This is a genomic window from Kitasatospora sp. NPDC093102 (genome assembly GCF_040683915.1).
GTDB lineage: Bacteria > Actinomycetota > Actinomycetes > Streptomycetales > Streptomycetaceae > Kitasatospora.
Genome location: NZ_JBFBFA010000021.1, coordinates 1 through 24278, shown reverse-complemented (window position 1 = coordinate 24278; position 24278 = coordinate 1). Strand labels below are relative to the sequence as shown.

Here is a 24278-nt window from a genome sequence, read left to right as displayed (position 1 = left end):
CACTGACAGAAGACACCACGAGCGCTCCGCCGCGTCCCGGAATCGGATTCCCTCCCCGGCTGAAGCCGGGGATACCCTCCGAAGATCAGGGATGGCAGCCGATCAACTGCCCCGCCCGGGATCATGACCGGGCAACGGCCTGACAGATACCGGGATCAGGCAGCGACGTCACTTCCGTGATCTGCCGTCAGTTCGCGGGCACGGCGTCCTTCGGTGCGGTGTGCCAGTTGGTGACGACCGGCTTGTCGACCGGGGTGGTGCCGACGGGGACGCTCGCCGGGTTCGGGTCGGGGTTGCCGATGCCGATGGTGACGTCGGTGAACTCGACCGCCTGGTTGCCCTTGGTGGTCTTGGCCATGATGCCCGCGTACGCGGTCTTGGCGCCGCTCAGGGTGATCGGCTCACCGGCGGCGTGCTCGAAGGCCGCGGCCTCGATGCCGCGCGAGCCGAACGCGATGACGGGGTGGCCGGCGGGGAGCGTGCAGGTGATGCCCGGCTTGGCCTTGGCGCTGATCAGGATGTAGCCGCCGGCCTGGGATTCGGCCTTCGCGCCGAAGACCAGGTCGTTGGCGCCGCAGGCCTGGCCGTACCCGCTCTTGTCGGCGGCGGGGGCGGAGGGCGTGGAGGCGGCGGGGGCGGAGGACTTGGGGGCGGCGGTCTGCGTCGGTGCGGCTTGGGCCGGTGCGCCGGTGGCGGGTGCAGCGGTGGTGGGTGCAGCGGTGGCCGCGGGGGCCGCGTCGCTGTTGTCCGGTCCGCAGGCCGTTGCGGTGGCGGCGATCGCCGCGACGGCGGCGGCGGTGAGGACGAGGCGGCGCGTGCGCATGAGGCTCTCCTGCTGTCGTTCGGGTGGTGCGGGTCTGTGATGCGTGACCACCGTACGTGGGGGTCGTTCACGAGCCGGTGCGGGAAATATCCCGATCTTGTTCCAGAAGGCGGAGAAAGCCACCGGGCCGGCTCCCCGAGGGGATCCGGCCCGGTGGTACGTGTACTGAGGTCGTGTCAGGCGAGGAGGTCTGACTGGAGGGTGACGACCTGTCGGAACGGGACGGTCGGGACGCCCGCGGGGTTGGTCATGGTGATGACGGCGAGGACGTCGGAGGCGGAGACGTAGGCGAAGCGGGCGGTGGGGTCGCCCTTGGGGCCGGCCGTGGTGGATTCCATGACGGTGCGGATGATGCCGTCGACGGTGTCCCAGTCGGAGCGGGGGGTGGCCCTGGTGTCGGGTGCGGCCTTGGGGTTGGCCTTGCCGCGCAGGCCGGTGAAGGCGTCCCAGGACTCCCGGTAGGAGCCGAAGCGCAGCAGCCGGATCTGGGTGCGGGTGCCGTCGGAGGCGGTCCACTCCCGGACGGTGGCCGCACGGCAGGCGTCCTCCAGGAGCAGGGAGCGCATCTTGGCCGGGTCCTGCTGTTCCTCGGCGATCGCGTCGCAGGGCACCCACTGGCCGAACTCGGAGACGGGGGCGAGCGCGGTGGCGGAGGCCGAGGGCGTCGGGGAGGCCGTCGGCGATCCCGAGGGGGTGGGGCCGAGGGTGGGGGCCAGGAAGACGGGCGGGGTCAGGGAGCCACCGGCCTCCTTGGGGGCGGGCAGCAGCAGGTAGCGCAGGTCCGCGTGGTGCGGGGACCTGTCCTTGCCGCCCGGGGCCTCCTTGCCGGCGGGCAGCGGCGGCAGCGTCAGCGGCGCGAAGGTGTAGCGGCCGTCGCTCGCGGTGGCCAGCCCGGGCAGGTCGGTGCGCTCGGGCGCGGTGACGGCCAGCGCGGTGCCGGTGCCGGCGAGGGCGAACACCAGGGCGGCGCAGCTCCAGCGCAGCGCGGCCTTGCGGCGGCGGGTGCGGCGGGCCTCCTGCTCCGCGAGGACGGCGGGGTCCTCGGGAACGAGGGGAACGGCCGGGTCCTCGGGAACGAGGGGGACGGCGGGGTCCGCGACGGCCTCGGGAACGGGCGGCGGGGTGGCGTGGTCGGTCATGCGGACGCTCCCGGGCGGGCGAGGCGGTCGAGCTGGAAGGTGAAGAGGGCGACGATCTTGTCCTTGGGCAGCGGTGCCACGCCCTCGGCGTTCATGATCACCAGGAGGTCGCCCTCGGCGGCCGAGCACTCCAGGTAGTCGATCGCCGCGGACGGCGGCGCGGGCATCAGGTAGCAGTGCGCCTCGGGGTGGCCCGGGATGGCCGGGCCGATCCGGAACAGGCCGGTGTCGCCGGTGAAGACCGCGGTGTACTCGTTGATCCGCTGCACTTCCTGCTGGTTGAACTGGTGCAGCTTCAGGCTGACCACCAGGTCGTTCCCGGCGGCGCGGTAGGTGCGCACGCCGGTGGCCTTGACGTGCATGCCCTCCCAGTAGGAGCGCATCTTGTCGCGCTTCTCCTTGGGGAGCTGCTGGAGGTCGGCGTCCAGCTCGGCGGACAGCTGCTCGCCGCTCAGCTCGGTGTCGTTGCCGTAGCCGCCGTCGTCCGGGCCCGGTTCGTAGCCGGCCGGGACGGGCAGCAGCAGGTCGCGCAGGGAGCCGAAGTGGCTGCCGTTGGACTTGGCGCCGTACGGCGTGGCGGTCGCGGTGGGCGTGGGAGCGGTGGACGGGGCGGCGGCGGTGGCCGGTGCGGGGTCGTCGTACTGGGTCTTGATGATGCCGACGCCGATGGCCACGCCGACCAGCGCGGCCGCGGCCGTCGCGGCGCCGGCGCGCAGCAGCCGGCGGGAGGCGGGGCTCGGCCCGGCGGGTGCGGCAGGTGCGGCGGGTGCGGCGGGCAGGGTTTCGGGCGCCGGCTCGGGCGCGCCCGGGACGGCGGTGGTCACGGTGTTGTCGTTCATACGAGCCGCTCCCACTGCCGCTTGGCGAGGTCCTTGAGGGTGTCGGGGTTCACCGGCTGGGTGTCGAAGATCTCGATCGTCATCTGCACCGTGCCGCGCTTGGCGATGGCCTCGCCGTAGTAGTACTGCTCGGTGCTCTCGGCCCAGTGGTGGGGCTCGGTGTCCACCCTGTAGCCGCCGTTGGCGCCCTCGGCGAACTGCTGCTGCCAGTCGAAGGACTTCGCCTCGTCGGCGTGCTCCGCGGTGTACTGGACCAGCTGGACGCGGTAGAGGACGCCGTCCTTCTTCCAGTTGACCTCGGCCGCGCGCCGGAAGCCGTGCGAGGCGAGGTTCTTGAACGTGGCGGCCTCCTTGCCGCTCTCCTCGGCGAGTTCGCCGATCGAGATCCAGCTCGGCTTGTCCGCGAAGTCCGCCCAGGGGGTGCTGCCCTCGGGGGCGGCGATCAGCAGCTTGGTCAGGTCGCCGTCGATGGCCGGCGGCTTGGGCTGTTCGGCGGCGAGGGCGGCCGGGTCGACCGTGTCGGCCGGGTAGGACGGGTGGGCGACCTGAAGCGGCGGCAGCGGCGTGGGCGGGCGCTGGGCCTGCACGGCGTAGCCGACGCCGCCGCCGGCCAGGGCACCCAGCACCAGGGCGCAGGCGGTCAGCAGCACGGGGCGGGGGCGGCGCGGGCCGCGCGGGGCGGGGGCGGCACCGGCCTCGGACGGCTCGAACGGCTCGGCAGGGGTGAAGGGTTCGCCGAGCTCCGGCGCGGCGGGCGGCGCGGCGGGCGGCGCGGCGGGCGGCGGCGGCGGAACAGCGGGCGCGGCAGGCGCTGCGGGCCCGGACGCGGGTGCGGCGGGCGCCGGCTCCGCGGGTTCGGTGGTCACGGAAGTGGCTCCAGAGGAGAAGGAGGAAGAGGAAGGGGGTGGCGTCGTACGGGCGGGCGGAGCCGGGCTCAGCCGCCGGTGGTGAGCCACTCGCGCTGGCGCTTCATCAGCTCGTTCAGCAGCGCCTTGTCGGGCGTCCCCTTCACGTCGACGTCGATCGTGTACTGGACGTCGCCCTGGCTGGAGATGCCGCTCATCGAGCCGGTGTACGCCTGCTGCTTGGGGTCCTTCAGGTAGCCGCGGCCGCCCGGGTCGCCGTCGATGTCGAACGGGTCCAGCGACTTGACCTTGTAGCCCTTGACGAAGTCGTCCGCCATCGCGGTGGAGCCGAACTTCAGCAGGGTGACGGTGACTTCGGCCTTGCCGTCGGCGGTCCGGTACATCCGGGTCGCGCCGCCCTTGTAGCCGTAGGACTTGAGGATGTCCATGATGCCGTCCTGCTTGCCGAAGAGCGCGGCGACGTCGTCGTCGGTCATGGTCATCCCGTCCACGGGTCCGTAGGACTCGCCGCCGGCCGGGATGGGGAGCAGGAAGTAGCGCAGGTCGCCCTCGTGCTTGCCGCCGTTGACGGTGCCCTTGACGGTGCTGGCCGGGGCGGGCTCGGCCGGGACGGCGGTGGGCACCGGGACGGGCGCGGCCGAGGGCGTGGCGCTCGCGGTGGCACTCGCGGCCGGCTTCGACGGGGCGGGTGCGGCTGCGGTCGCGGCCGGGCGGGCGTCGGGCTTGCCGACGGCGACGGTCACCGCGGCGCTGGCCGCGGTGACGGCGAGCAGGCCGGCGGTGGCCAGCGCGACGCCGACCGCGCGCGGCAGCCGGCGCGGGGCCGGCTCCGGGACGGACGCGACGCCCCCGGTTTCGGCGGCGGTCTGCTCCGGCACGGCGACCGGCGGCGCCACGGCAGCCGGCTCGGCCGGTGCCGGAGGTCCGGCGGCGGCGCTCTCGTTCTCGGGCTCGGGCAAGGGAATCCCCCCAGGAAGAATGCGGAATCTCACGCGCGGGCCCCTCGCGGGAACCACTCCCCAAGCGGGTTCCGGCCGTTCCGTCACGCGTGTCGCCAGGAATTATGAGAGCCGGCTGACAGCGCTGCCAAAGCAATCAATCACCACACTCTCACCCAATGTTCGATGAACCGGGCACGTCGTGATCGAACCGCAATGGGCCGCTGTCCTGCGGTGATGACGCAGTGTCGACACATCGATTTCGAACACGGCTGCCCCGTCCGGCCCGTCACGATGTCGCGGTCCCGTCACCGCTCCGCACCAAGGCCCGCCCGCGGGGCCGGACGGCGTCAGGAACGGGCAGAGGCCACCTGACGGGAGGGAAGGAGAGAGCCATGGCCGAGGAGGAGTGCGGCCGCCGGCGGGCGGTACCGGCCGCGGCGGGGCTCGCGGTGCCGGCCGCCGCCGGGGCGCCGGCGGTGTGGGCGTGGTCGCTGGACGAGCCGGTGGGCGGGTGGCTGCCATGGCTGTGCGCCGCCGCACTGGCGGTGGCCGTGACCGCCTCGCTCCCGCTGCGCCGGCGGGCGGGCGGCGGCCCGTACACGGGGCTCTGCGTGTGGGCGGTGCTGCTGCTCGCGGCCGTCTGGGGTGCGGCGTTCGCGACGGCCCAGGCCGTCCACACCGTCCAGGTGCGGGTGCACGAGCCGCGCAGCGTGCCGGCGGTGGTGACGCACTGCCGGGTGACCGGCCGGCTGCCGGTGGAGGGCGGCGGCCTGGGCGCCAGGACGTACGGCTGCACCTACCGTTGGAACGTGGACGGACGGGAGTTCGACGAGGAGCGCCCGGTCGGCGGTCCCTACCCGGACGGCCACGAAACCCGCGTCTGGCTGGAGGACGGCGGGCGGATGGTCACCGGCCGGCCGAGCCCCCGCCGACCGGTTCCCGGGGTCGGCTCCGTGCGGAGCCGAGCGATCAGCGCCGAGAATCCTTCGGGGGTTGACTCCGGAGCCGACCGCTACGCATCGCTGCGGCTCAGGAATTCGCCGACGGTCCGGACGAAGAACTTCGGATCGTCCAGCCACGGGAAATGCACGGCACCCGGCTGGACGACGAACTCCCCACGTGGGAAGAGCGCCGCGACCTCCGCGGCCTTGTCCGGGCGAGGGGACGGATCCAGCTCGCCCGCGAGCACCAGCACCGGCACGTCGAGCTCGGTCAGCACCTCACGCACCGCAGCCGCGTCGTCGAACGCGCCGGGACCGGGGTAGGCGTGAGCGGCCTCCTCGTTCTGGCCGTCCTCGCCGGAGGCGGCGTGGGCCTCCGCCTCCGCGTCCCAGCGGCCGTAGATGAGGCGGTCCAGGAACCGCCAATCGTCCTTGGTCGCCTCCCCGGCCATCGCCCGCTCGAAGGCGGGCACTGCCTCGTCGTACCAGGGCTCTCCGCTGCGCAGCGCGAGCGCCTCGCGCCGTCCCTCCAGCGGGAACTCGATGCCGGCCGCCCGGGCCCGGGCGGTCACCAGCACCAGCGACCGGATCCGCTGCGGATACCGGCCGGCGTAGAGCAACGCGAGGTCGCCGGCGGCGGAGTGGGCCAGGACGTCGATCCGTTCCAGCCCGAGGTGAGCCCGGAGCGTTTCGATGTCGTCCACCTGCCGGTCGACGCGGTAGCTCGACGGGTCAGCCGGAGTCCCGGACTCCCCCGTGCCACGCAGGTCGAGCAGCACGAGCGAGCGCCCCGCGGCGGCCGGCAGGCCACCCAGGTCACCGAGGTAGGCGGAGGCCAGCATCGGGCCTCCGGGGAGACAGATCAGCGGATCGCCCTCCCCCACGGTGCGGTAGGCGAGGCGGGTTCCGTCCGGAGCAGGAAATGTCGGCATCCGGTCATCCTGGCACCGGCCACCTCCGCCCGCCACGGATTACCGGCCGGGGGCGTTCCGGAGGCGTCCGGCCCCACAGGTCGTCCGACACCGATCACGGCGGTCGCTTCCCCGCGGTCTCCGCAACGAGCCGACGGGCGAACAGACATGGGCGCTACGCAGTTCTGTCAGCTCCTCTAATACTGATGATCACGCGGTGGCCGTTGCCGTTCTCACCCGGCTCCATCGCAAGATCTCAAAGTCACAGTGGAGTACTAGGGCCCGTCTTCAAACCCGTTCCCGAGCCCGGTCCCGTGTCCGTACGGACGTCAACGACTACGGATCGAGCACCCATCACCGCGAGCGCTCCGTGGCAGTCGCCGACCCTCGGCAGGTCCGCCAGGGCGAGCCGGGGGCGGCCGGGCGCGTCCGGACCGTGCCAGGCGATCAGTTCGGGCGGCGTGAACGCCGGGGACACCGTGAAGGACTCCATCGAGGTGTTCAGGCCCTCGCCGGTCGCCTTCAGGACGGCCTCCTTGCGCGTCCACAGCGTCAGACAGGCCTTGGCACGCCGTTCCACGGGCAGGGCCTCCACGACCGCGCGCTCGGCGGGCGTGAGCACGAGTTCGTACTCGACGGGGACGCCGGGGGTCGCGGCCGGGACGAAGTACTCGACGTCCACGCCCACCGCGTGGCCGTGCGCCACCGCCACCGCCACCATGTCCCGGGCGTGGGAGAGCGACAGCTCCCAGCCGGCCGCCTTGCCCTCCACCCACGGCTTGCCGTGCGGGCCGCCGCAGTCGGGGCACAGGGCCCGCAGGAGCACCTCCTCGGGGCGGATGCCGGCGAGGAGTCCCACCGCCGACTTGGCGAGGGTGCGGCCGGTGACGAAGAGGGCGAGGTCCCGCCCGTTCACGAACTGCGAGCAGCGGGCCCGTTCCGTCTCGTCGAGCAGGTCGAACCTCAGCTCCGGGCGGTCCGGAACGCGGGAGAGCCAGACATGGCAGTCGACCACCGGCGACAGGGTCTTCCCCCCGGCCGGCGCGGTAACCGGTGCGACCCGCGGCGGGTTCATCAGCTTCATGCGAATCCTCAAATCCTCAGGTGACAACGAATCGCGCGTCAAACGCACTGTCCGAAGCTGTCGATAGGTTCGAAAGGCCAGGTCAGATGCGGTCCCATGGATCGCCTATCCGTCCTGGAAATGCATCAATAGTGACCCGATGGCCGGGGCTGCCAAGCTTCAGGCATTCCTCAAGCAGCAGCCGGTCGGCCGCACTTCACGGACTTGGAGTCAGTAGAAGATGATCAAGAACGTCGCGCTCCGCATCGCTGGTCTCGCCCTCCTCGTCGCCGCGGCCGCATCCCTCTCCGGCAACGCCTACGCCGAGGACGCCACCACCCCGCAGAACGAGCCCACGGTCGTCATCACCGAGTCCCCCGACCCGCACAACCCGTGGGGCTGAACCGGCCCGGCGGCCGCGCCCACCGCGTCCGTCCGTGCCTGCGCCTGCGACTTCATCGGTGCGTGTACCGGCGCCTGATCTTTCGCCGGTCCGACCGGCCCTGGCCGTGCTCACCGCTCCCGGAATCCCGGAGCGTCCGGTGAGCGCGGTCAAGGCCGTTTGGCCCTCCGGCTCCCCGGGGCCCGTCAGGCCCCGGCGTTCTCCAGTACGGGCTCCTCGTCGTCCTCCAGGGCGATCAGCTCCAGGAGGCGGGCGGCGAGCGACGCCACCGTCGGCGCCGCGAAGAACTCCTTGAGAGAGGTCTCCAGACCCGTGAGGAGCTCGACCCTGTTGACCACCCGGGTCGCGAGCAGCGAGTGGCCGCCCAGCTCGAAGAAGCTGTCGTGGATGCCCACCTGCTCGATGCCCAGGACGTCCTTCCACACCTCCGCCAGCACCGCCTCGACCTCGTTGCGCGGGGCGCTGTACCCACTCGCGAGGTGCTCGCGCTCGGCGGCCGGCGCCGGCAGCGCCCGCTGGTCGATCTTCCCGCTCGTGGTGAGCGGCAGCGCGTCCATGACCACGAACGCGCCCGGGATCATGTAGTCGGGCAGGGCGTCCTTGCAGCGCAGCCGGACGGCGGGCACGTCCACGGACCGCCCCGGCGCGGGCACCACGTAGGCCACGAGCCGGGTGTTGCCCGGTTCGTCCTCCCGGACCAGGACGACCGCCGAGGCGATCTCCTCCTGGGCGGCGAGCGCCGCCTCGATCTCGCCGAGCTCGATCCGCAGACCGCGCAGCTTGACCTGGTGGTCGATGCGGCCGAGGAACTCCAGGTTCCCGTCGGGCAGCCAGCGCACGAGGTCGCCGGTGCGGTAGAGGCGGGCGTCCGGGTCGGCCGAGAAGGGGTGCGGCACGAATGCCCCGGAGGTCAGCTCGGGCCGCTCCCAGTAGCCGCGGGCGACACCGACGCCGCCGAGCCACAGCTCGCCGGGGACCCCGGTCGGCACGAGTCCGCCCCGCGCGTCCATCACGTACGCCTCGGTGTTGCCGATGGGCCGGCCGATCGGGACCCGGTCGACGGGTCCGGTCAGCGTGAACGCCGTCGCCGAGATGGTCGTCTCGGTGGGGCCGTACGTGTTGCAGATAGGCACCGAGGTCGTACGGAACCACTGCTCGACCAGGTTCACCGGCACCGCCTCGCCGCCGAGGACGAGGAGCCGGAAGGTGTCGCCGTGCGTGTCGCCGGACTCCAGGCGCGCCGCGATCTGCTGCCACATCGCGGGGGTGAACTCGGCGACGGTGATGCCCTGTTCTCGGATCACCCGCAGGCTCTGCGCGGGCGTCCAGGTCTCGCCGTCGCGCAGGACGATCCGGCCGCCGGCCATGAGCGTCGGGAAGATCTGCTCAGCCGCCGCGTCGAAGCTGATCGACGCGAACTGCAGGGTGCGGTCGGCGGGGCCGAGGCCGTAGCGTCGGCCCATCTCCTGGAGCCGGTTGCTCATCGAACGGTGCTCGATCATCACGCCCTTGGGCGTGCCCGTGGAACCGGACGTGTAGATGATGTACGCGAGCGAGGACGGGCCGACCGGGATGGCCGGGTCGGATCCGTCGAGGGCGTCGAGGAGCGGGCGGTCGCGGTCCATGAGGAGCGTCTGCCGACTGGCCGAGACGGGCAGCCGGCAGGCGACCGACTCCTGGGTGACGACGATCGGGGTTCGGGTCTCGTCCAGCATGAACTGGAGGCGCCGCACCGGGTTGGCCGGGTCGAGCGGGACGTACGCGGCTCCCGCCTTGAGGACGCCGAGCATCGCCACGATCATCTCCGGCCCGCGCTCCAGGCAGATCGCGACCGGGATCTCCGGACCCGCACCCCGTGCGACGAGGTGGCGGGCGAGCCGGCTGGAGCGGACGTCGAGCTCCCGGTAGGTGAGCTCGGTGTCCCCGCAGACGACGGCGACGGCGTCCGGGGTCTTCGCGGCACGCGCCGCGAAGAGCCGGTGGACGGGCTGCTCGTCCGCGTGGTCGACGCGGGTGTCGCCGCCGGTGCGGAGGAGGGCCGCGCGCTCCTCGTCGCCGAGGACGTCGACGGCACCGATCGGCTGGTCCGGGTCGGCGGCGACGGCTTCGAGCAAGCGCAGGAGACGGTCGGCGATGGTGACGGCCGTCGCGTGGTCGAAGAGGTCGGAGAGGTACTCGATGTGGGCGTCGATGCCGGCGGGCACGCGGTCGGCGGTGTGCCGCTCGGTCATGCCGAAGTCGAGGTCGAACTTGGCGGTGTGGGTGAGGACGTCGTGCCAGCTGGTGGTAAGGCCCGGCAGGGCGAGCTGGTCGCCGTCGGTCGCCTGGAGGAAGGCCAGCATGACCTGGAAGAGGGGGTGGTGTGCGGTGGAGCGGGCCGGGTTCAGCTCCTCCACCAGACGGTCGAACGGGATGTCCTGGTGGCTGTATGCCTCCAGGTCCGTCGCACGCACCCGGCCCAGCAGCTCCCGGAACGTCGGATCCTCCGACGTGTCCGTCCGCAGCACAACCGTGTTCACGAAGAAACCGATCAGGTCGTCCAGACCCTCCTCGGTACGACCCGCCAGAGGCGCACCGATCGGAATGTCGGTCCCCGCACCCAGCCGCGTCAGCAGTGCCGCCACCGCCGCCTGCATCACCATGAACAGCGTCGACTGGTTCTCCCGCGCCAGCTCCGCCAGCCGCCCGTGCAGGGCCGCCGGCACGCCGAAGCGGTGGATGCCGCCGCGGGGGGAGGCGGTCTGCGGGCGGGGGCGGTCGGTGGGCAGGGCCAGGACCTCCGGCAGGTCGGCCAACTGGCCGCGCCAGTAGGCGAGCTGGCGGCCCTCGACGCTCTCGGGGTCGTCCGCGGTCCCGAGGAGTTCGCGCTGCCAGACCGCGTAGTCGGCGTACTGGACGGGCAGCGGCTCCCACGCCGGGTCCGCCCCGACCAGGCGGGCCGCGTAGGCCGTGCTGAGGTCACGCCCGAGGGGGCCGACCGACCAGCCGTCGCTGGCGATGTGGTGCAGGAGCAGCAGCAGGAAGTGCTCGTCGTCCGAGATGCGGAACACCCAGGCGCGCACGGGGATCTCGCTTGACAGGTCGAAGGGGGCGCGGGAGGCGGCGGAGACGGCCTCGTCGACGCTGTCGGCAGCCACGTCGACCCGCTGGACGGGCACCCGGGCCTCCTCGGCCGGGAGCACCGACTGCCAGGGCTCGCCGCCGACCGACGGGTACACCGTCCGCAGCGCCTCGTGGCGCCCCACCACGTCGTTCACCGCCGCTTCCAGGGCGTCCACGTCCAGGCGTCCGGCGAGGCGGATCAGCCACGGCACGTTGTACGTGGAGCTCGGCCCCTCCAGCTCCCCCAGGAACCACAGTCGCCGCTGCGCGAACGACACCGGCAGCTCGGCGGCACCACCGGCCGGGCGCTCCACCGGGGCCAGCACCGGACGCTCGCCGGCCGACGCCGACGCGAGGTGCCGCGCGAACTCCCGCACCGTCGGGGCGCGGAACAGATCGCGCACCCCCACCTCGCAGTTGAGTACCGCACGCACCCGGCTCACCAGCCGCGTGGCGCGCTGCGAGTGGCCGCCGAGCGCGAAGAAGTTGCCGTCGACCCCCACCCGCTCCAGGGCGAGGACCTCGGCGAACAGGCCGCAGAGGATCTCCTCCTGGGCGGTCAGCGCGGCCGCAGGGGTACGGGCCGGGGCGGCGGAGCCGGAGCCGTCCGAGTCCCCGGCCGGGGCGGTGGCGCGCAGGACGAAGGCGGCGGGGATCCGGGCGGCGGGCAGGACGGCCGCGAGGTGCTCCCGTACGGCGGCCTCGTCGAGGGCTGCGCCCGTCTCGGGCACGACGTACGCGACGATCCGCCTGCCGCCGTCCGCGTCCGCGCGCACCAGCGCCACGGCGTCGGCGACCTGCTCGTGGGTGCGCAGGGCGTCCTCGATGTCGGTGGTGCCGGCGAAACCGGCGGAGGCGGCGGACTCGGCGGTCCGGCCGAGCATCTCGATACGGCCGTCCGGGTCGGCGGCGGCGGCTTCGAGGAAGCGGATCAGACGGCCTGCGAGCGCGGCGACGGTGTCCTCGTCGTACAGGTCCGTGGTGTAGTTCCACTCCAGGGTGAGACCGGCTGGCTCGCCCGCCGTCCCGTGCTGCTCGGCCACGGACACGGACAGGTCGAACTTCGCGGTCCCGCCCGGAACGTCGGTCCACGTGACCTCGGCGCCGGGTAGGGCGATCCGGCCCTCGTAGGAGTGTTGGAAGGCCAGCATGACCTGGAAGAGGGGGTGGTGTGTGGTGGAGCGGGCCGGGTTCAGCTCCTCCACCAGACGGTCGAACGGGATGTCCTGGTGGCTGTATGCCTCCAGGTCCGTCGCACGCACCCGGCCCAGCAGCTCCCGGAACGTCGGATCCTCCGACGTGTCCGTCCGCAGCACAACCGTGTTCACGAAGAAACCGATCAGGTCGTCCAGACCCTCCTCGGTACGACCCGCCAGAGGCGCACCGATCGGAATGTCGGTCCCCGCACCCAGCCGCGTCAGCAGCGCCGCCACCGCCGCCTGCATCACCATGAACAGCGTCGACTGGTTCTCCCGCGCCAGCTCCGCCAGCCGCCCGTGCAGGGCCGCCGGCACGCCGAGCCGGTGGATGCCGCCCCGGTGGGAGGCGGTCTGCGGGCGGGGGCGGTCGGTGGGCAGGGCCAGGACCTCCGGCAGGTCGGCCAACTGGCCGCGCCAGTAGGCGAGCTGGCGGCCCTCGACGCTCTCGGGGTCGTCCGCGGTCCCGAGGAGCTCGCGCTGCCAGACCGCGTAGTCGGCGTACTGGACGGGCAGCGGCTCCCACGCCGGGTCCGCCCCGACCAGGCGGGCCTCGTACGCCGCGCTGAGGTCACGCCCGAAGGGGCCGACCGACCAGCCGTCGCCGGCGATGTGGTGCAGGAGCAGCAGCAGGACGTGCTCGTCCTCCGAAACCCGGAACACCCACGCGCGGACCGGAATCTCGGATGACAGGTCGAACACCCGCTCCGCCGCGGCGGCCACCGCCGCGTCCACCTCTCCCGCGGCCACGTCCACCCGCTGGACGGGCACCCGGGCCTCCTCGGCCGGGAGCACCGACTGCCAGGGCTCGCCGCCGACCGACGGGTACACCGTCCGCAGCGCCTCGTGGCGCCCCACCACGTCGTTCACCGCCGCTTCCAGGGCGTCCACGTCCAGGCGCCCCGCCAGGCGGATCAGCCACGGCATGTTGTACGTGGAGCTCGGCCCCTCCAGCTCCCCCAGGAACCACAGCCGCTGCTGCGCGAACGACACCGGCAGCTCGGCGGCACCACCGGCCGGGCGCTCCACCGGGGCCAGCACCGGACGCTCGCCGGCCGACGCCGACGCGAGGTGCCGCGCGAACTCCCGCACCGTCGGGGCGCGGAACAGGTCCCGGACCCCCACCTCGCAGCCGAGCACCGCCCGCACCCGGCTCACCAGCCGCGTGGCGAGCAGCGACTGCCCGCCGAGCGCGAAGAAGTTGCTATCGACCCCCACCCGCTCCACGCCCAGCACATCACCGAACAACCCACACAGAATCTCCTCCTGCACGGACACGTTCACCATTCACTCCTCAGTCGTTGATCGAAAAGAAATTCCGGATGGGTCAAGCGGGCTGCTGCCGGGCTGCTACGCAGGAATGGCAGCCCTTAGGCCATGAGCTTGCGGATCTCGGTGATGAGGCCGACGAGGGCCTCGCGCTCGGCGACGGTCGTCTCCGGGTGCCACAGGTCCACGAGGAGGCAGGTGCGCGGCCGCACACCCTCGTTCCAGGCCTCGTGCACGAAGGAGTAGTCGAAGAGCAGACACTCGCCCTCCTTCCACTGCCGGGTCTCGCCGGCCACGGTGATGCCGCAACCCTCGGGGATGTCGACGGCGAGATGCAGGTTGATGCTGAAGTTCCACAGGTCGCAGTGCGGGGCGATCGAGGCGCCGGGCAGCAGGGTGGAGAAGTGGCTCTCCAGAAGGGGGCAGAGTTTGCCCTGCTCCACGACCTCGCGGGTGAGGATCTCGTACGCGGTAGGCACGAGCGGCGCGGAGGACTCGACGGGGGCGCCGTCCCGGAACAGGTACAGGGCCTGCCAGTTCTCCTGCCGGGTCAGGTAGTGCTCGTAGTCGGAGAAGGCACTCTTGCGCTCAGCCCATGCCTCGTCCAGCTCCCGCTTGATGGCGGCGTGCCCGGCCTCGAAGGCGCGGACGACCGGCTCGATCTCGGGGTGTCCGTACGGGTCGTGCCAGGGGGTCTGCGAGATCCCCGGCATGACCCACTTGGCGTCGCGCTGGAGCGGGTGGCGCTCCTGCTGCTTCATGTACAGCATCTCTTCGACGCGGGTGATGGAGTCGGCTCCGTGCCGGTCCTTGACGTCCTGGAAGAGCTGGTCGATCTCGGGGGTCATGTCTGTCTCCTTCGGCCCGTGCGTCCGTCAGACCGCGAGGGCCGGCTCCGGGTACAGGGCGGAAATCCGGGTGGGCAGCGAGGCCCAGATCTCGGGGGTGTAGAAGTGGCCGCCCGGCAGTACGTCGTGGCGGTAGTCGCCGGCGGCCAGGGCCCGCCACTGCTCGGGGGCGCGGGCGTCGATGACCTCGTCGGAGTCCCCGCTGAGGACGTGGACGGGGACGGTGACCGTGGAGCCGTCGCGGTAGTAGAAGGTGTCGCGGACCCGTACGTCGGCCCGCATCAGCTCCAGGGCCATGTCACGGAGGTCCGGGTCGTCGAGGACGTACTGGGGCAGCAGCCCGAACGTCTCCATCCAGTGCATGATCTGCTCGTCGGTGTCCCGCCGGGCGGGGAACATGTCCTGGACAGTGAGGCCCCGGCTCGGCGCGTTCGCGGAGGAGACGACGAGCGCCCTGGGCGCCGGGCCGCCGCGTTCCTCGATGCGGGCGGCGACGTCGAAGGCCATCCAGCCGCCCATGCTGTGGCCGAAGAGGACGTAGTCCCGGTCGGCAGCGGAGAGCACGGCCTGGACGGCGTCCTCGGCGAGTTCGTCCCAGTTCTCGGCGCAGTCCTCGGCGAAGCGGCCCTCGCGGCCGGGGTAGCAGATCGCGGCCAGCTCCACGTCCTCGGGAAGCACGTCCGCCCACGGCACGTACGATCCGGCGCCGCCGCCGCAGAAGCCGAGGCAGATGAGCCTGAGGCGCGCGTCGGGGACCTGCCGGGGACGGACCACGATGGTGTCTTGCACGGTCCGGTTCCTTTCTACGGTGGGGGTTTCGGTCGGGGGTTCGGTGGGAGGGGTCGGCTCAGGCGGCGGTCGTGTCGCGCAGGCTGTCCACGTACGCGGCGAGGTTGCTCAGCCGCGGGTGCTTGTAGATGTCCTTGACCGGGACGGGCCGACGCAGGTGCTTCTTGAGGCGTCCGATCACGCGGAGCGCCATGAGGGAGTGACCGCCGAGTGCGAAGAAGTCGTCGTCGGCGCCGATCTCGGGGCGGCCCAGGACCTCGGACCAGACGCCCGCGATGAGCTGCTCGGTCTCGGTGGCCGGAGCCCGGCCGGCGGTCCCCGCGGCCTGCGCGGCCGAGGTCTCGGGGGCGGGCAGGGCGGCGGTGTCCAGCTTGCCGTTGGGAGTCAGCGGCAGCGCGTCGAGGAAGACGTGGTCGGAGGGGAGCATGAACTCCGGGAGAGTGAGCGCCGCGTACGTCCGCAGCGCCGCCGGGCTCGGCTCGGCACCCGCCGCGGGGACCACGTACGCCACCAGCCGGTCGCCGCCGTCGTCGGCGCGGACCAGGACGACGGCGCTGGCGACGTCCGGGTGGGAGGCGAGGGCGTACTCGATCTCGCCCAGCTCCATGCGGTAGCCGCGGAACTTGACCTGCCGGTCGGCCCGGCCGAGGAACTCCAGGCCGTGCGCGGTGCGCCGCACCAGGTCGCCCGTCCGGTACATGCGGGTGCCGGGCACGCCGAACGGATCCTGCGGGAAGCGCTCGGCGGTCAGCTCGGGCTGGTTGACGTAGCCGAGGGCCAGGCGCGGGCCGGCAATGTACAGCTCGCCGCTCTCCCCGTCGGGGACCGGCCGTCCCTCCTCATCGAGGATGCGTAGGACGTTGCCGGGCAGGGCGTCGCCGATGTGCGGGCCGGGCCCGGTGATCCAGGCGGCGGTGGCGTCGACGGTGCACTCGGTCGGCCCGTACAGGTTGACCGCGTCGAGGACGCCCTCGGCGGCCGCGGCGGACAGCTCGCACCAGGTGCGCTCCGGGACGGGCTCGCCGCCCATGAAGAGACGCAGGGTGCGGCCGTCGGCGCGGGGGTGCAGCAGGGCGGTGCGGAGCATCTCCCAGTGCGAGGGGGTGAGGTCGAGGTCGGTGACGGCGAGACGGTCGAGCAGCTCCTCCAGGCGCTCGGGGTCCTTGCGGATGTCCTCGTCCAGGACGACGACGCTGTCGCCCCGGCAGACGCGGGCCCACTGCTGGACGGAGGCGTCGAAGGAGACGCTGGCGTTCCAGGCGACCGTGCGCGGCTCGTCGGCGTAGGCGCCGAACTCCTCCAGGGCCGCGAGGAGGGAGGCGACTCCGGCGCGGGTGGCGGCGACGCCCTTGGGGCGGCCGGTGGAGCCGGAGGTGAAGATGACGTACGCGGCGGCGTCGGCGGGCGGCAGGTCATCGAAGGGGACGGGGACGGGCGTGCGCCCGGGCAGGGCGGCCGGGTCGACGGTGACGACGCCCGCCGGGGCGAAGCCGGTCGCGGCGGGGTCGTCGGTGACGAGGGCCTGGATGCCGGCCGCCTCGGCCATGAAGGCGAGCCGGTCGTGCGGGTAGGCCCGGTCGAGGGGGACGTAGGCGGCCCCGGCGCGCCAGGCGGCGAGCAGGGCGACGACGAGCTGGGTGCCGCGCCGGAGGTGGACGCCGATCCGGTCGCCGGGGGTGATGCCGAGGGCGATGAGCTCGCCGGCGAGGAGGCGGGTCCGTTCTTCGAGGGCGGCGAAGGTCAGGGCGCCGTCGGGGCCGTGGACGGCGAGGCGGTCGGGGTGGCTTCGGGCTACCCGCAGGAAGCGGGCGAGCGCGTCGAGCGGCGGCTCGTGCGGGGCGGCGGTCATGGAGGACGCTCCTTGGTACGGGACGGGCCGGTGGGATGGGTGCCGGAAGGCGCGGAGGGTGCGGAGGACGCGTATCGCGTGGCACTCAGGCGAAACGGGCGGCGGGCGCGACGGAGGGCCGGCACTCCTCGACCCCGATGGGGTTGCCCATGGCGACGACGATCTTGCGGTCGCCGCGGAAGGGGTCCCGGCCGTGGGAGGTGAGGATGTTGTCGACGAGCATCACGTCGCCGACCTGCCACTGCTCGCGGACGGTCGCCTTGTCGTACGCCTCTTGGAGCGCGTCCAGCTCCTCGCGGGTGAGCGGGGTGCCGTCGCCGAAGGAGGTGTTGAACGGCAGGCCCTCGCGGCCGAACTCGTCGACGAGGGTCTCGCGCAGCTCCTCGTCGAGGGCCCACTCGTTCCAGAAGACGAGGTGGTTGAACCAGACCTCCTCACCGGTGTCCGGGTGGTGGATGGTGCCCGGACGGAGCTGGCTGGTGCGGAGGTTGCCGTCCTCCTGCCACTCCAGGGCGATGAGGTTCTCGGCGCAGTAGCGCTCGGCGTCGGCCGGGTCCTCGCTGGCGAAGGCCGTCTTCCAGTCGGTGGAGATGTACTCCGAGTAGCTGCGATGCAGCAGCCAGCCGTGGGCGCGCATTTTGTCGGCGAGGGCCGGCGGGACGTGGGCCAGGACCTGGCGGACGTCGGCGACGGGGGTCGCGCCCTGCTCGGCGGGGGCGACGAGGCAGCCGAACAGCAGCGCCCGGGGGAAGGTCAGCGTGTAGCTGTTCTCGTTGTGCATGCGAATGGACTGCGAGGGCGGCAGGTCCGTGGAGGAGAAGACGTCGTCGCCGAAGCTGCTGCGCGGGGTGGCCTTCTCGCGGTACGGGGTGCGCTCGGGGACGAGGACGTCGCGGACCCGGGCGAAGTCCTCCACGGTCCGGACGGGCAGCCCGCGCAGGTAGAGGGCGCCGTGTACGTGCAGGGCCGCGGTCAGTTCGGGCAGGCGGTCCTTCAGCCAGGCGCATGCCTCGTCGATGCCGGCGAACGCGGGGGCCTCCGCCGTGGCCGGCTTGCCGGGGGCCGTCCGCCAGTCGAGCGCGGCGGCCTCTCGTACGGTGGTGGTGCTCACCAGGGTGTCCTTTCGTGGTGTTGTCGGGAGATCGGGGCGGTGGCGTGCTCCGTGTGCCTTCGGCTAGACCTGCGCGAGGGCGTTGCGGAGCGCCTCTCCGGCTTCCTTGGTGCCGAGGTTCCCGCCCAGGTCGGGGGTGACCTGGCCGGCGCCGATGGCCACCCCGACGGCCCGGCGGAGCGCGCCGGCCTCGGCCGCCCAGCCGAGGTTCTCGAGCATCAGGGCGGAGCTGAGGATCGCGCCGAAGGGGTTGCCGATGCCCTGGCCGGCGATGTCGGGGGCGCTGCCGTGGACCGGCTCGTAGAGGCCGAACCCGGTGACTGGGTTGATGTTGGCGGAGGCCGCGTTGCCCAGGCCGCCGGCGAGCATGGCCGCGAGGTCGCTGAGGATGTCGCCGTACGAGTTGTTGGTGACGATCACGTCGAACTGCGAGGGGTCGGAGATGAACTTCATCGCCGCGGCGTCGACGTAGAGGTGGGTGGAGCGCAGGTCCGGGCGGCGGGCGGCGGCCTCCTTGAAGGCGCGCTGCCAGACCTGGCCGCCGTGGCGGACGGCGTTGGACTTGTCGACCATGCAGACGCCGCGCTTGGCGATGGAGTACGCGTACTCCATGACCCGGGAGACGCCCATGTGGGTGCTGACGTCGGCGTCGATGGCGGTCTCGTGCTCGGTGCCGCTGCGCAGCACGCCGCCGATGTCGGTGTAGAGGCCCTCAGTGTTCTCGCGGACGATGACGCAGTCGATGCCGCGGCTGCGGTCGTCGCGCAGCGGGCTCAGCTTCTCGTGGAGCAGCTGGGCGGGACGATGGTTGACGTACAGGTCGAGGTCGAAGCGGAGGCGGAGCAGGACGCCGCGGCCGTAGTCGGAGGTGGTGACGCGGGGGTCTCCGATGGCGCCGAAGAGGACCGAGTCGCTGGCCTTGACCCGCTCGAAGTCCTCGTCGGAGAGGGAGACGCCGGTACGGAGGTAGGTGTCCGCGTTGATGTGGTCGAGGACGTCGAAGCGGAGGTCGAGGCCGAGCGAGTCGAGGGTCTCCAGGGCCTCGCGGGTCACCTCGGGGCCGATGCCGTCACCGGGGATGACGGCCACTGTCTTCGTCATGAGGGGTCTCACCGTTTCTGCGGGGTCGGGTGGTCGGGCCTGCGGTCAGGGCAGCAGCCGGCGGCGTGCGGCCGTGAGGGTCTCGGGGGTGCGGTTGAACGCCACCCGGACGTAGTTCCGGCCGCGCTCCTCATCGGCGAAGAACGGGGTGCCGGGCGCGAGGAGCACGGAGGACTCTGCCAGGACGCGCCGCGCATATGTCCGGCAGTCGTCGTCGGTGGCGCTGCGGATGTCGGCCAGGATGAAGCAGCCGCCCTGGGGCATCCGGAAGGTCAGCCCCATCCGGGTCAGGATGTCCGCCATCTCGTCGCGGGCCTGGGACAGCTCCTTCGCCGCCGTGAGGGTGCCCGCGTCGAAGAGGTTTGTGAGGCCCGCGGCCAGCTGGAGCGGGGCAGCTGCGCCGTTGGTGGTGATCTCGTGGACCCGACGGAAGACGGCGGTGAGTTCGGGGCGGGCCCGGAGGAAGCCGAGCCGCCAGCCGCTGATGGCGTGGCTCTTGGACAGCGAGCCGACGACGACGCTGCGGTCGCGCAGGGCGGGCACGTCGGCGACCGAGAGGTGCGGCCGGTCGTCGAAGACGAGCTGGGAGTACACCTCGTCGGCGATCACGGTCACGTCCCACCGCTCGCACAGCGCGGCGATCAGTTCCAAATCCTCGGCGGTGAGGGTCTGGCCCGTGGGGTTGGCCGGAGTGTTGAGGATGACCGCCCGGGTGGCCGGGCCGAAGGCGGCGGCCAGCTCCTCCGGGTCCAGCCGCCAGTCGGGGCTGTCCGGGCCCGGCTCGCGCATCCGGACGAACCGGGGCCGCGCGCCGGCCAGTTCGACGGCGCCGAGGAAATTCTCGTAGTACGGGTCGAGGAGGACGACCTCGTCGCCCGGGTCGACCAGCGAGAACAGAGCCACGCACAGCGCCTCGGTGCCGCCGACCGTGATGGTCAGCTCGGTGTCCGGGTCGGCAGGGGTCGCGAAGGACTCCGCGATGGCCCGCCGGACGTCCGCGCCGCCCTGGGGGAACTCGTACTGGTTGGCGCCGCCGCGCAGGGCCCGTACCGCCTCCTCGACGAGGGACCGCGGCGTCTCGGGCGCCTCGGGGGTGCCGACCGCCAGGTCGATCGCCCCGCGGGCCCGCGCCAGCACGAACAGCTCGGCGAGGCTGCCCTTGGGGACCCGGTCCGCCCGGGCGGAGACCGCCGGCCTCATGATGCCCGCCGCAGCTTCGCCGCGTCCGGCGACGAGAAGGCACCGCGGGCGATGCTGGTCATCCAGGCCGGGCGGCGGGCCTCGTACGCGGCGATGGCGTCGGCCTTCCGGAGGGTGACGTCGATGTCGTCGAGGCCGTTGAGGAGCAGCCAGCGGGCGCGGTGGTCTGCCTCGAATTCCCAGGTCCGGTCGGCGGCGCTGACGGTCAGCTCCTGGAGGTTCACGGTGATCTCGAACGCCGGGTCGGCGAGGGCCAGTTCGGTCAGCTCGGCGACGACCGGCACCGGCAGGGCCACGGCGAGGAGGCCGTTCTTCAGCGCGTTGCGCAGGAAGATGTCGCCGAAGCTGGTGGCGATGACGGCGCGGAATCCCCAGTCGCGCAGCGCCCAGACGGCGTGCTCGCGGGAGCTTCCGGTACCGAAGTTGTGGCCCGCGACCAGGACGCTGGCACTCTGGTGCTCCGGCTGGTTGAGGACGAAGTCGTCCTCCTTGCGCCAGTGGCCGAACAGGGTGTCGGCGTAACCGGACTTGGTCAGTCGCTTGCAGAACTCGGCGGGGATGATCTGGTCGGTGTCGACGTCGTCCCTGCGCAGCGCCACGGCCTGGCCGGTGTGCGCCTTCAGCGGCTCTCTCATGCCTTCTTCCCCTGCGCTTCGGTGGTGCCGCCGATCGGGTCGGCGGTCGTGGTGTCGGTGGGGGCCGGCAGCTCGGTCGGCGCGGCCAGGCGGCCGGCGACGGCGGTGGCGGCTGCCACGACCGGCGAGACCAGGTGGGTGCGGGCGTGGGTGCCCTGGCGGCCCTCGTAGTTGCGGTTCGAGGTGGAGGCGACGCGCTGGATGCCCTGGAGGCGGTCGGCGTTGATGCCCATGCACATGGAGCAGCCGGAGAGCCGCCACTGGGCGCCCGCGTCGAGGAAGACCTGGTGGAGACCCTCCTCCTCGGCCTGGGCGCGCACGGCCATGGAGCCGGGGACGACCAGCATGGTGATCGACGGGGCCACCTTGCGGCCGCGGAGTACGTCGGCCGCGGCGCGCAGGTCCTCGATGCGGCCGTTGGTGCAGGAGCCGAGGAAGACCGTGTTGATCTCGATGTCCCGCAGGGCGACGTGCGGTTCGAGGCCCATGTACTCCAGGGCCCGCCGTGCGGCGTCGCGCTCGGCGCCGGTGCCGAAGGACTCGGGGGCGGGGACCTCGGAGTCCAGCGGGACGGCCTGGCCGGGGTTGGTGCCCCAGGTGACGAAGGGCTTGAGGCCGGTCACGTCCAGCTCGACGGCGCGGTCGAAGGCGGCGCCCTCGTCGGTCCGCAGGGACCGCCAGTAGGCGGCTGCTTCCTCCAAGTCGGCCTCGGCGGCCGGGTCCCAGCGCTCGCGCAGGTACTCCAGCGTCGTGTCGTCCGGGGCGATGAGCCCGGCGCGGGCGCCGGCCTCGATGCTCATGTTGCAGACCGTCATGCGCCCCTCCATGGAGAGGTTCTCGACGGCCTTGCCGCGGTACTCGATGGCGTATCCGTTGGCCCCGTTGGCGCCGATGTGGGCGATGAGCGCGAGGATCAGGTCCTTCGGCGTGACGTCCGCCGGCGGTTCGCCGACGAACTCCACCGACATCGTCTTCGGCCGCTGGAGGGCGAGGGTCTGGGTGGCGAGGACGTGCTCGACGTCGCTGGTGCCGACGCCGAAGGCGAGGGCCCCGAAGGCGCCGTGCGTGGAGGTGTGGCTATCGCCGCAGACCACGGTCATGCCGGGGCGGACGAAGCCGAGCTCCGGGGCCACGACGTGGACGATGCCCTGCCGGTCGTCGCCGAGCGAGAAGAGCTCGATGCCCTGCTCCTCGCAGTTCTCGCGGAGCCGCTCCAGCTGGGCGCTGCCCATCGCGTCCTTCACGAACAGCGTGTTGGTGGGCACGTTGTGGTCCTCGAGGGCGAGGGCCAGGTCGGGCCTGCGGACGCGGCGTCCGGCCAGCTGGAGGCCGTCGAAGGCCTGCGGGGAGCTGGCCTCGTGGAGCAGGTGGAGGTCGATGTAGAGGAGGTCGGGCTCGCCGGGCGCCTGGTCGACGATGTGACTCTCCCAGACCTTCTCGATCAGGTTGCGTTCGACGGTGGTGGCGGTCATCGCGCGGCCACCGCCAGCTCGGCGGGGGCGGTGGCGCGGCGCAGCCGGCCGGTGATGATCTGGCGCAACTCGCCCAGCTCGATGCAGGTGCCGTCCTTGCGGCCGGCGATGTAGGTGTCGTAGATCTCGTCAAGGAGTTCCCGCTCCACGCCCAGCCCCATCTGGTCGAACATGTTCCGGATGACGTTGCGCCCGGAGTGGCGGCCGATGAGAATTCCGCGCTCGCGGCCGAAGAGGTGCGGCTCCACGTACTCGTACGTCACCGGGTTGCGCAGCATTCCGGCCTGGTGGATACCGGCCTGCGTCGCGAAGGCGTTTTCTCCGAAAATGGCCTTGTTACGCGGGGCGGACATTCCGATGATCCGGCCGAGGATCAGATAGGCGTCGTACAGCTTCTCGGTGCGCAGGCGGCTGGTGACCCCGAGCTGCTCGCCCTTGTAGAGGAGGACGGCGGCGAGCTCCTCCAGCGGGGTGTTGCCGGCCCGCTCGCCGATTCCGGCGAGGGTGGCCTGCACCTCGTCGGCGCCCGCCTCGACGCCGGCCAGGGCGTTGGCGAGGGAGAGCCCGAGGTCCTGGTGGCAGTGGGTGGAGAGGATGACGTCGTCGGGGACCCAGGAGCGGACCCGGGCGACCTGGGCGCCGAACTCCGACGGGATGAGGCAGCCGGTGGTGTCGGCGAGCGCGACCGTACGGGCGCCCTCCTCGACGCTCGCCTCGATCAGCGGCCGCAGCATGTCGTCGGATCCGCGGCTGGCGTCCTCGATGCCGAGGGTGATGTCGGTGAAGCCCAGCTCACGGGCGAACTTGATGCTGTCGATGATCTCCTTCATGCCCTCGACGCGGGTGAGGCCGCGCTTGTGCTCCAGGTGCACGTCGCTGCCGGTGGCCATGATCTGGACCTGGTGGTCGATGCCGCCGGCCTCGGCCGCCAGCTCGATGTCCTCGCGGACCGCGCGGTTGAGGGTGGCGACCTTGGCGGTGGTGAGCGCCTGGGCGATCAGCTTGGTGGCCTCGAGGTCGCTCGGGGAGGAGCTGGGGAAACCGGACTCGATGGTGTCGACGCCGGTGGCCTCGATGGCGAGGGCCAGTTCGAGCTTCTGCTCGGGGTTCATCGCGTTGCCGGGGGCCTGCTCGCCGTCGCGGAGCGTGGAGTCGAAGACCCGGAGCCGGCGTGCGGGGGCAGGAGAGTTCGAAGTCATTTTTCGCCTCTTTCGGGAACGCCGCCATAAGGGCACAGGACCGGACGGTCGAACTGTGCGGCGGCGGGGGCTTGTGGCCAGCGACCCAGACTTTACGCAGTCCGGAGGGCCCTCCGTCAAGCCTTTCCAGCGAAATAGGGCGCCGATAGCGAGCGAATGGAGGGCTATTGGATAATGGGCTTCAACGCGCAATTCCATTTGCATCGAGCGGTGAATCAAGGAGTGATTTTAATGGGTGATTTCTCTTCCGAGGCACGCCTTCTTTCTCGCATGCGGTGCGCGAGTGCGGCCGTCCGGATTCCCCGTCGTGGGGAAGGGGTGCGGGAGGTGCCGCTGTCGTTCGCGCAGCAGCGTCTGTGGTTCCTGGACCAGCTCGACCCGGGCAGCGCGGAGTACGTGGTCCCCACCGCCTTCCGCGTCGAAGGCCCCCTGGACCCGACCGCCCTGAACACCGCGCTGGACGCGCTCGTGGAGCGTCACGAGGTCCTACGGACCCGGTTCACCACCGGCCCCGACGGCGACCCCGTCCAGATCATCGACGACCCCTGGCACGTCACCGTCGACCACCTCGACCTCAGCAA

The 24278-nt window shown here is 72.2% G+C and carries 20 protein-coding genes; 2 read left to right on the top strand and 18 right to left on the bottom strand.

Annotated elements, in window-relative coordinates:
* Window positions 1–187: 187 nt before the first annotated feature.
* The 8 genes from AB0O11_RS24280 to AB0O11_RS24245 form a co-directional block, all read right to left on the bottom strand.
* The gene (locus AB0O11_RS24280; RefSeq protein ID WP_363390675.1) at window positions 188–823 is read right to left on the bottom strand and encodes a hypothetical protein; all 636 of its coding nucleotides are present in this window, start codon (window positions 821–823) and stop codon (window positions 188–190) included.
* Between the two features lie 176 nt (window positions 824–999).
* Window positions 1000–1962, bottom strand: a complete 963-nt coding sequence (locus tag AB0O11_RS24275; protein WP_363390672.1) for a hypothetical protein — start codon at window positions 1960–1962, stop codon at window positions 1000–1002.
* Window positions 1959–2801 carry a hypothetical protein gene (locus AB0O11_RS24270; protein WP_363390670.1) on the bottom strand — a complete coding sequence of 281 codons (843 nt, stop codon included), beginning with the start codon at window positions 2799–2801 and terminating at the stop codon, window positions 1959–1961. Before AB0O11_RS24270 ends, AB0O11_RS24275 begins: the two co-directional genes overlap by 4 nt.
* The gene (locus AB0O11_RS24265; RefSeq protein ID WP_363390667.1) at window positions 2798–3667 is read right to left on the bottom strand and encodes a hypothetical protein; all 870 of its coding nucleotides are present in this window, start codon (window positions 3665–3667) and stop codon (window positions 2798–2800) included. The genes AB0O11_RS24270 and AB0O11_RS24265 overlap by 4 nt, the downstream gene beginning before the upstream one ends.
* Window positions 3668–3735: 68 nt before the next feature.
* The gene (locus AB0O11_RS24260; RefSeq protein WP_363390664.1) at window positions 3736–4626 is read right to left on the bottom strand and encodes a hypothetical protein; all 891 of its coding nucleotides are present in this window, start codon (window positions 4624–4626) and stop codon (window positions 3736–3738) included.
* Window positions 4627–4894: 268 nt separating this feature from the next.
* Entirely contained in the window at window positions 4895–5404 is a 510-nt protein-coding gene (locus AB0O11_RS24255; RefSeq protein WP_363390661.1) for a hypothetical protein, read from the bottom strand.
* Window positions 5405–5620: 216 nt separating this feature from the next.
* Window positions 5621–6481, bottom strand: coding sequence for an alpha/beta hydrolase (locus tag AB0O11_RS24250; protein ID WP_363390658.1), 861 nt, complete (start codon window positions 6479–6481; stop codon window positions 5621–5623).
* 241 nt (window positions 6482–6722) lie between these two features.
* The gene (locus AB0O11_RS24245; protein ID WP_363390655.1) at window positions 6723–7544 is read right to left on the bottom strand and encodes a 4'-phosphopantetheinyl transferase superfamily protein; all 822 of its coding nucleotides are present in this window, start codon (window positions 7542–7544) and stop codon (window positions 6723–6725) included.
* Between the two features lie 220 nt (window positions 7545–7764).
* Here AB0O11_RS24245 and AB0O11_RS24240 point away from each other — a divergent pair, with 220 nt between their 5' ends.
* Window positions 7765–7926, top strand: a complete 162-nt coding sequence (locus AB0O11_RS24240) for a hypothetical protein (RefSeq protein ID WP_363390652.1) — start codon at window positions 7765–7767, stop codon at window positions 7924–7926.
* Between the two features lie 185 nt (window positions 7927–8111).
* Here AB0O11_RS24240 and AB0O11_RS24235 read toward each other — a convergent pair whose 3' ends face one another.
* From AB0O11_RS24235 to AB0O11_RS24190, 10 genes are all read right to left on the bottom strand, one after another.
* The gene (locus AB0O11_RS24235; RefSeq protein ID WP_363390649.1) at window positions 8112–13511 is read right to left on the bottom strand and encodes an amino acid adenylation domain-containing protein; all 5400 of its coding nucleotides are present in this window, start codon (window positions 13509–13511) and stop codon (window positions 8112–8114) included.
* An 83-nt stretch (window positions 13512–13594) separates the two neighbouring features.
* Window positions 13595–14341, bottom strand: a complete 747-nt coding sequence (locus AB0O11_RS24230) for an aspartyl/asparaginyl beta-hydroxylase domain-containing protein (RefSeq protein ID WP_363390646.1) — start codon at window positions 14339–14341, stop codon at window positions 13595–13597.
* Window positions 14342–14368: 27 nt separating this feature from the next.
* A complete protein-coding gene (locus AB0O11_RS24225) occupies window positions 14369–15130 on the bottom strand; it encodes an alpha/beta fold hydrolase (RefSeq protein ID WP_363390643.1) in 762 nt (253 codons plus the stop codon).
* Window positions 15131–15188: 58 nt separating this feature from the next.
* On the bottom strand, window positions 15189–16979 hold the full coding sequence (locus AB0O11_RS24220) for a non-ribosomal peptide synthetase (RefSeq protein WP_363390640.1): 1791 nt from the start codon (window positions 16977–16979) through the stop codon (window positions 15189–15191).
* 85 nt (window positions 16980–17064) lie between these two features.
* A complete protein-coding gene (locus tag AB0O11_RS24215; protein WP_363390637.1) occupies window positions 17065–18090 on the bottom strand; it encodes a TauD/TfdA family dioxygenase in 1026 nt (341 codons plus the stop codon).
* A gap of 63 nt (window positions 18091–18153) precedes the next feature.
* Window positions 18154–19191: an isocitrate/isopropylmalate family dehydrogenase gene (locus AB0O11_RS24210; protein ID WP_363390634.1), complete on the bottom strand. Its 1038-nt coding sequence runs from the start codon at window positions 19189–19191 to the stop codon at window positions 18154–18156.
* Window positions 19192–19236: 45 nt separating this feature from the next.
* A complete protein-coding gene (locus AB0O11_RS24205; protein ID WP_363390631.1) occupies window positions 19237–20391 on the bottom strand; it encodes a pyridoxal phosphate-dependent aminotransferase in 1155 nt (384 codons plus the stop codon).
* Window positions 20388–21026 (bottom strand): 3-isopropylmalate dehydratase small subunit, encoded by a 639-nt coding sequence (leuD, locus tag AB0O11_RS24200; RefSeq protein WP_363390629.1) that lies wholly within the window; start codon window positions 21024–21026, stop codon window positions 20388–20390. Before leuD ends, AB0O11_RS24205 begins: the two co-directional genes overlap by 4 nt.
* On the bottom strand, window positions 21023–22498 hold the full coding sequence (gene leuC / locus AB0O11_RS24195; RefSeq protein ID WP_363390626.1) for a 3-isopropylmalate dehydratase large subunit: 1476 nt from the start codon (window positions 22496–22498) through the stop codon (window positions 21023–21025). The genes leuD and leuC overlap by 4 nt, the downstream gene beginning before the upstream one ends.
* Window positions 22495–23697 carry a pyruvate carboxyltransferase gene (locus AB0O11_RS24190; RefSeq protein ID WP_363390623.1) on the bottom strand — a complete coding sequence of 401 codons (1203 nt, stop codon included), beginning with the start codon at window positions 23695–23697 and terminating at the stop codon, window positions 22495–22497. Before AB0O11_RS24190 ends, leuC begins: the two co-directional genes overlap by 4 nt.
* A 327-nt stretch (window positions 23698–24024) precedes the next feature.
* Here AB0O11_RS24190 and AB0O11_RS24185 point away from each other — a divergent pair.
* A partial coding sequence (locus AB0O11_RS24185; RefSeq protein WP_363390620.1) for a condensation domain-containing protein occupies window positions 24025–24278 on the top strand: 254 nt, incomplete at its 3' end.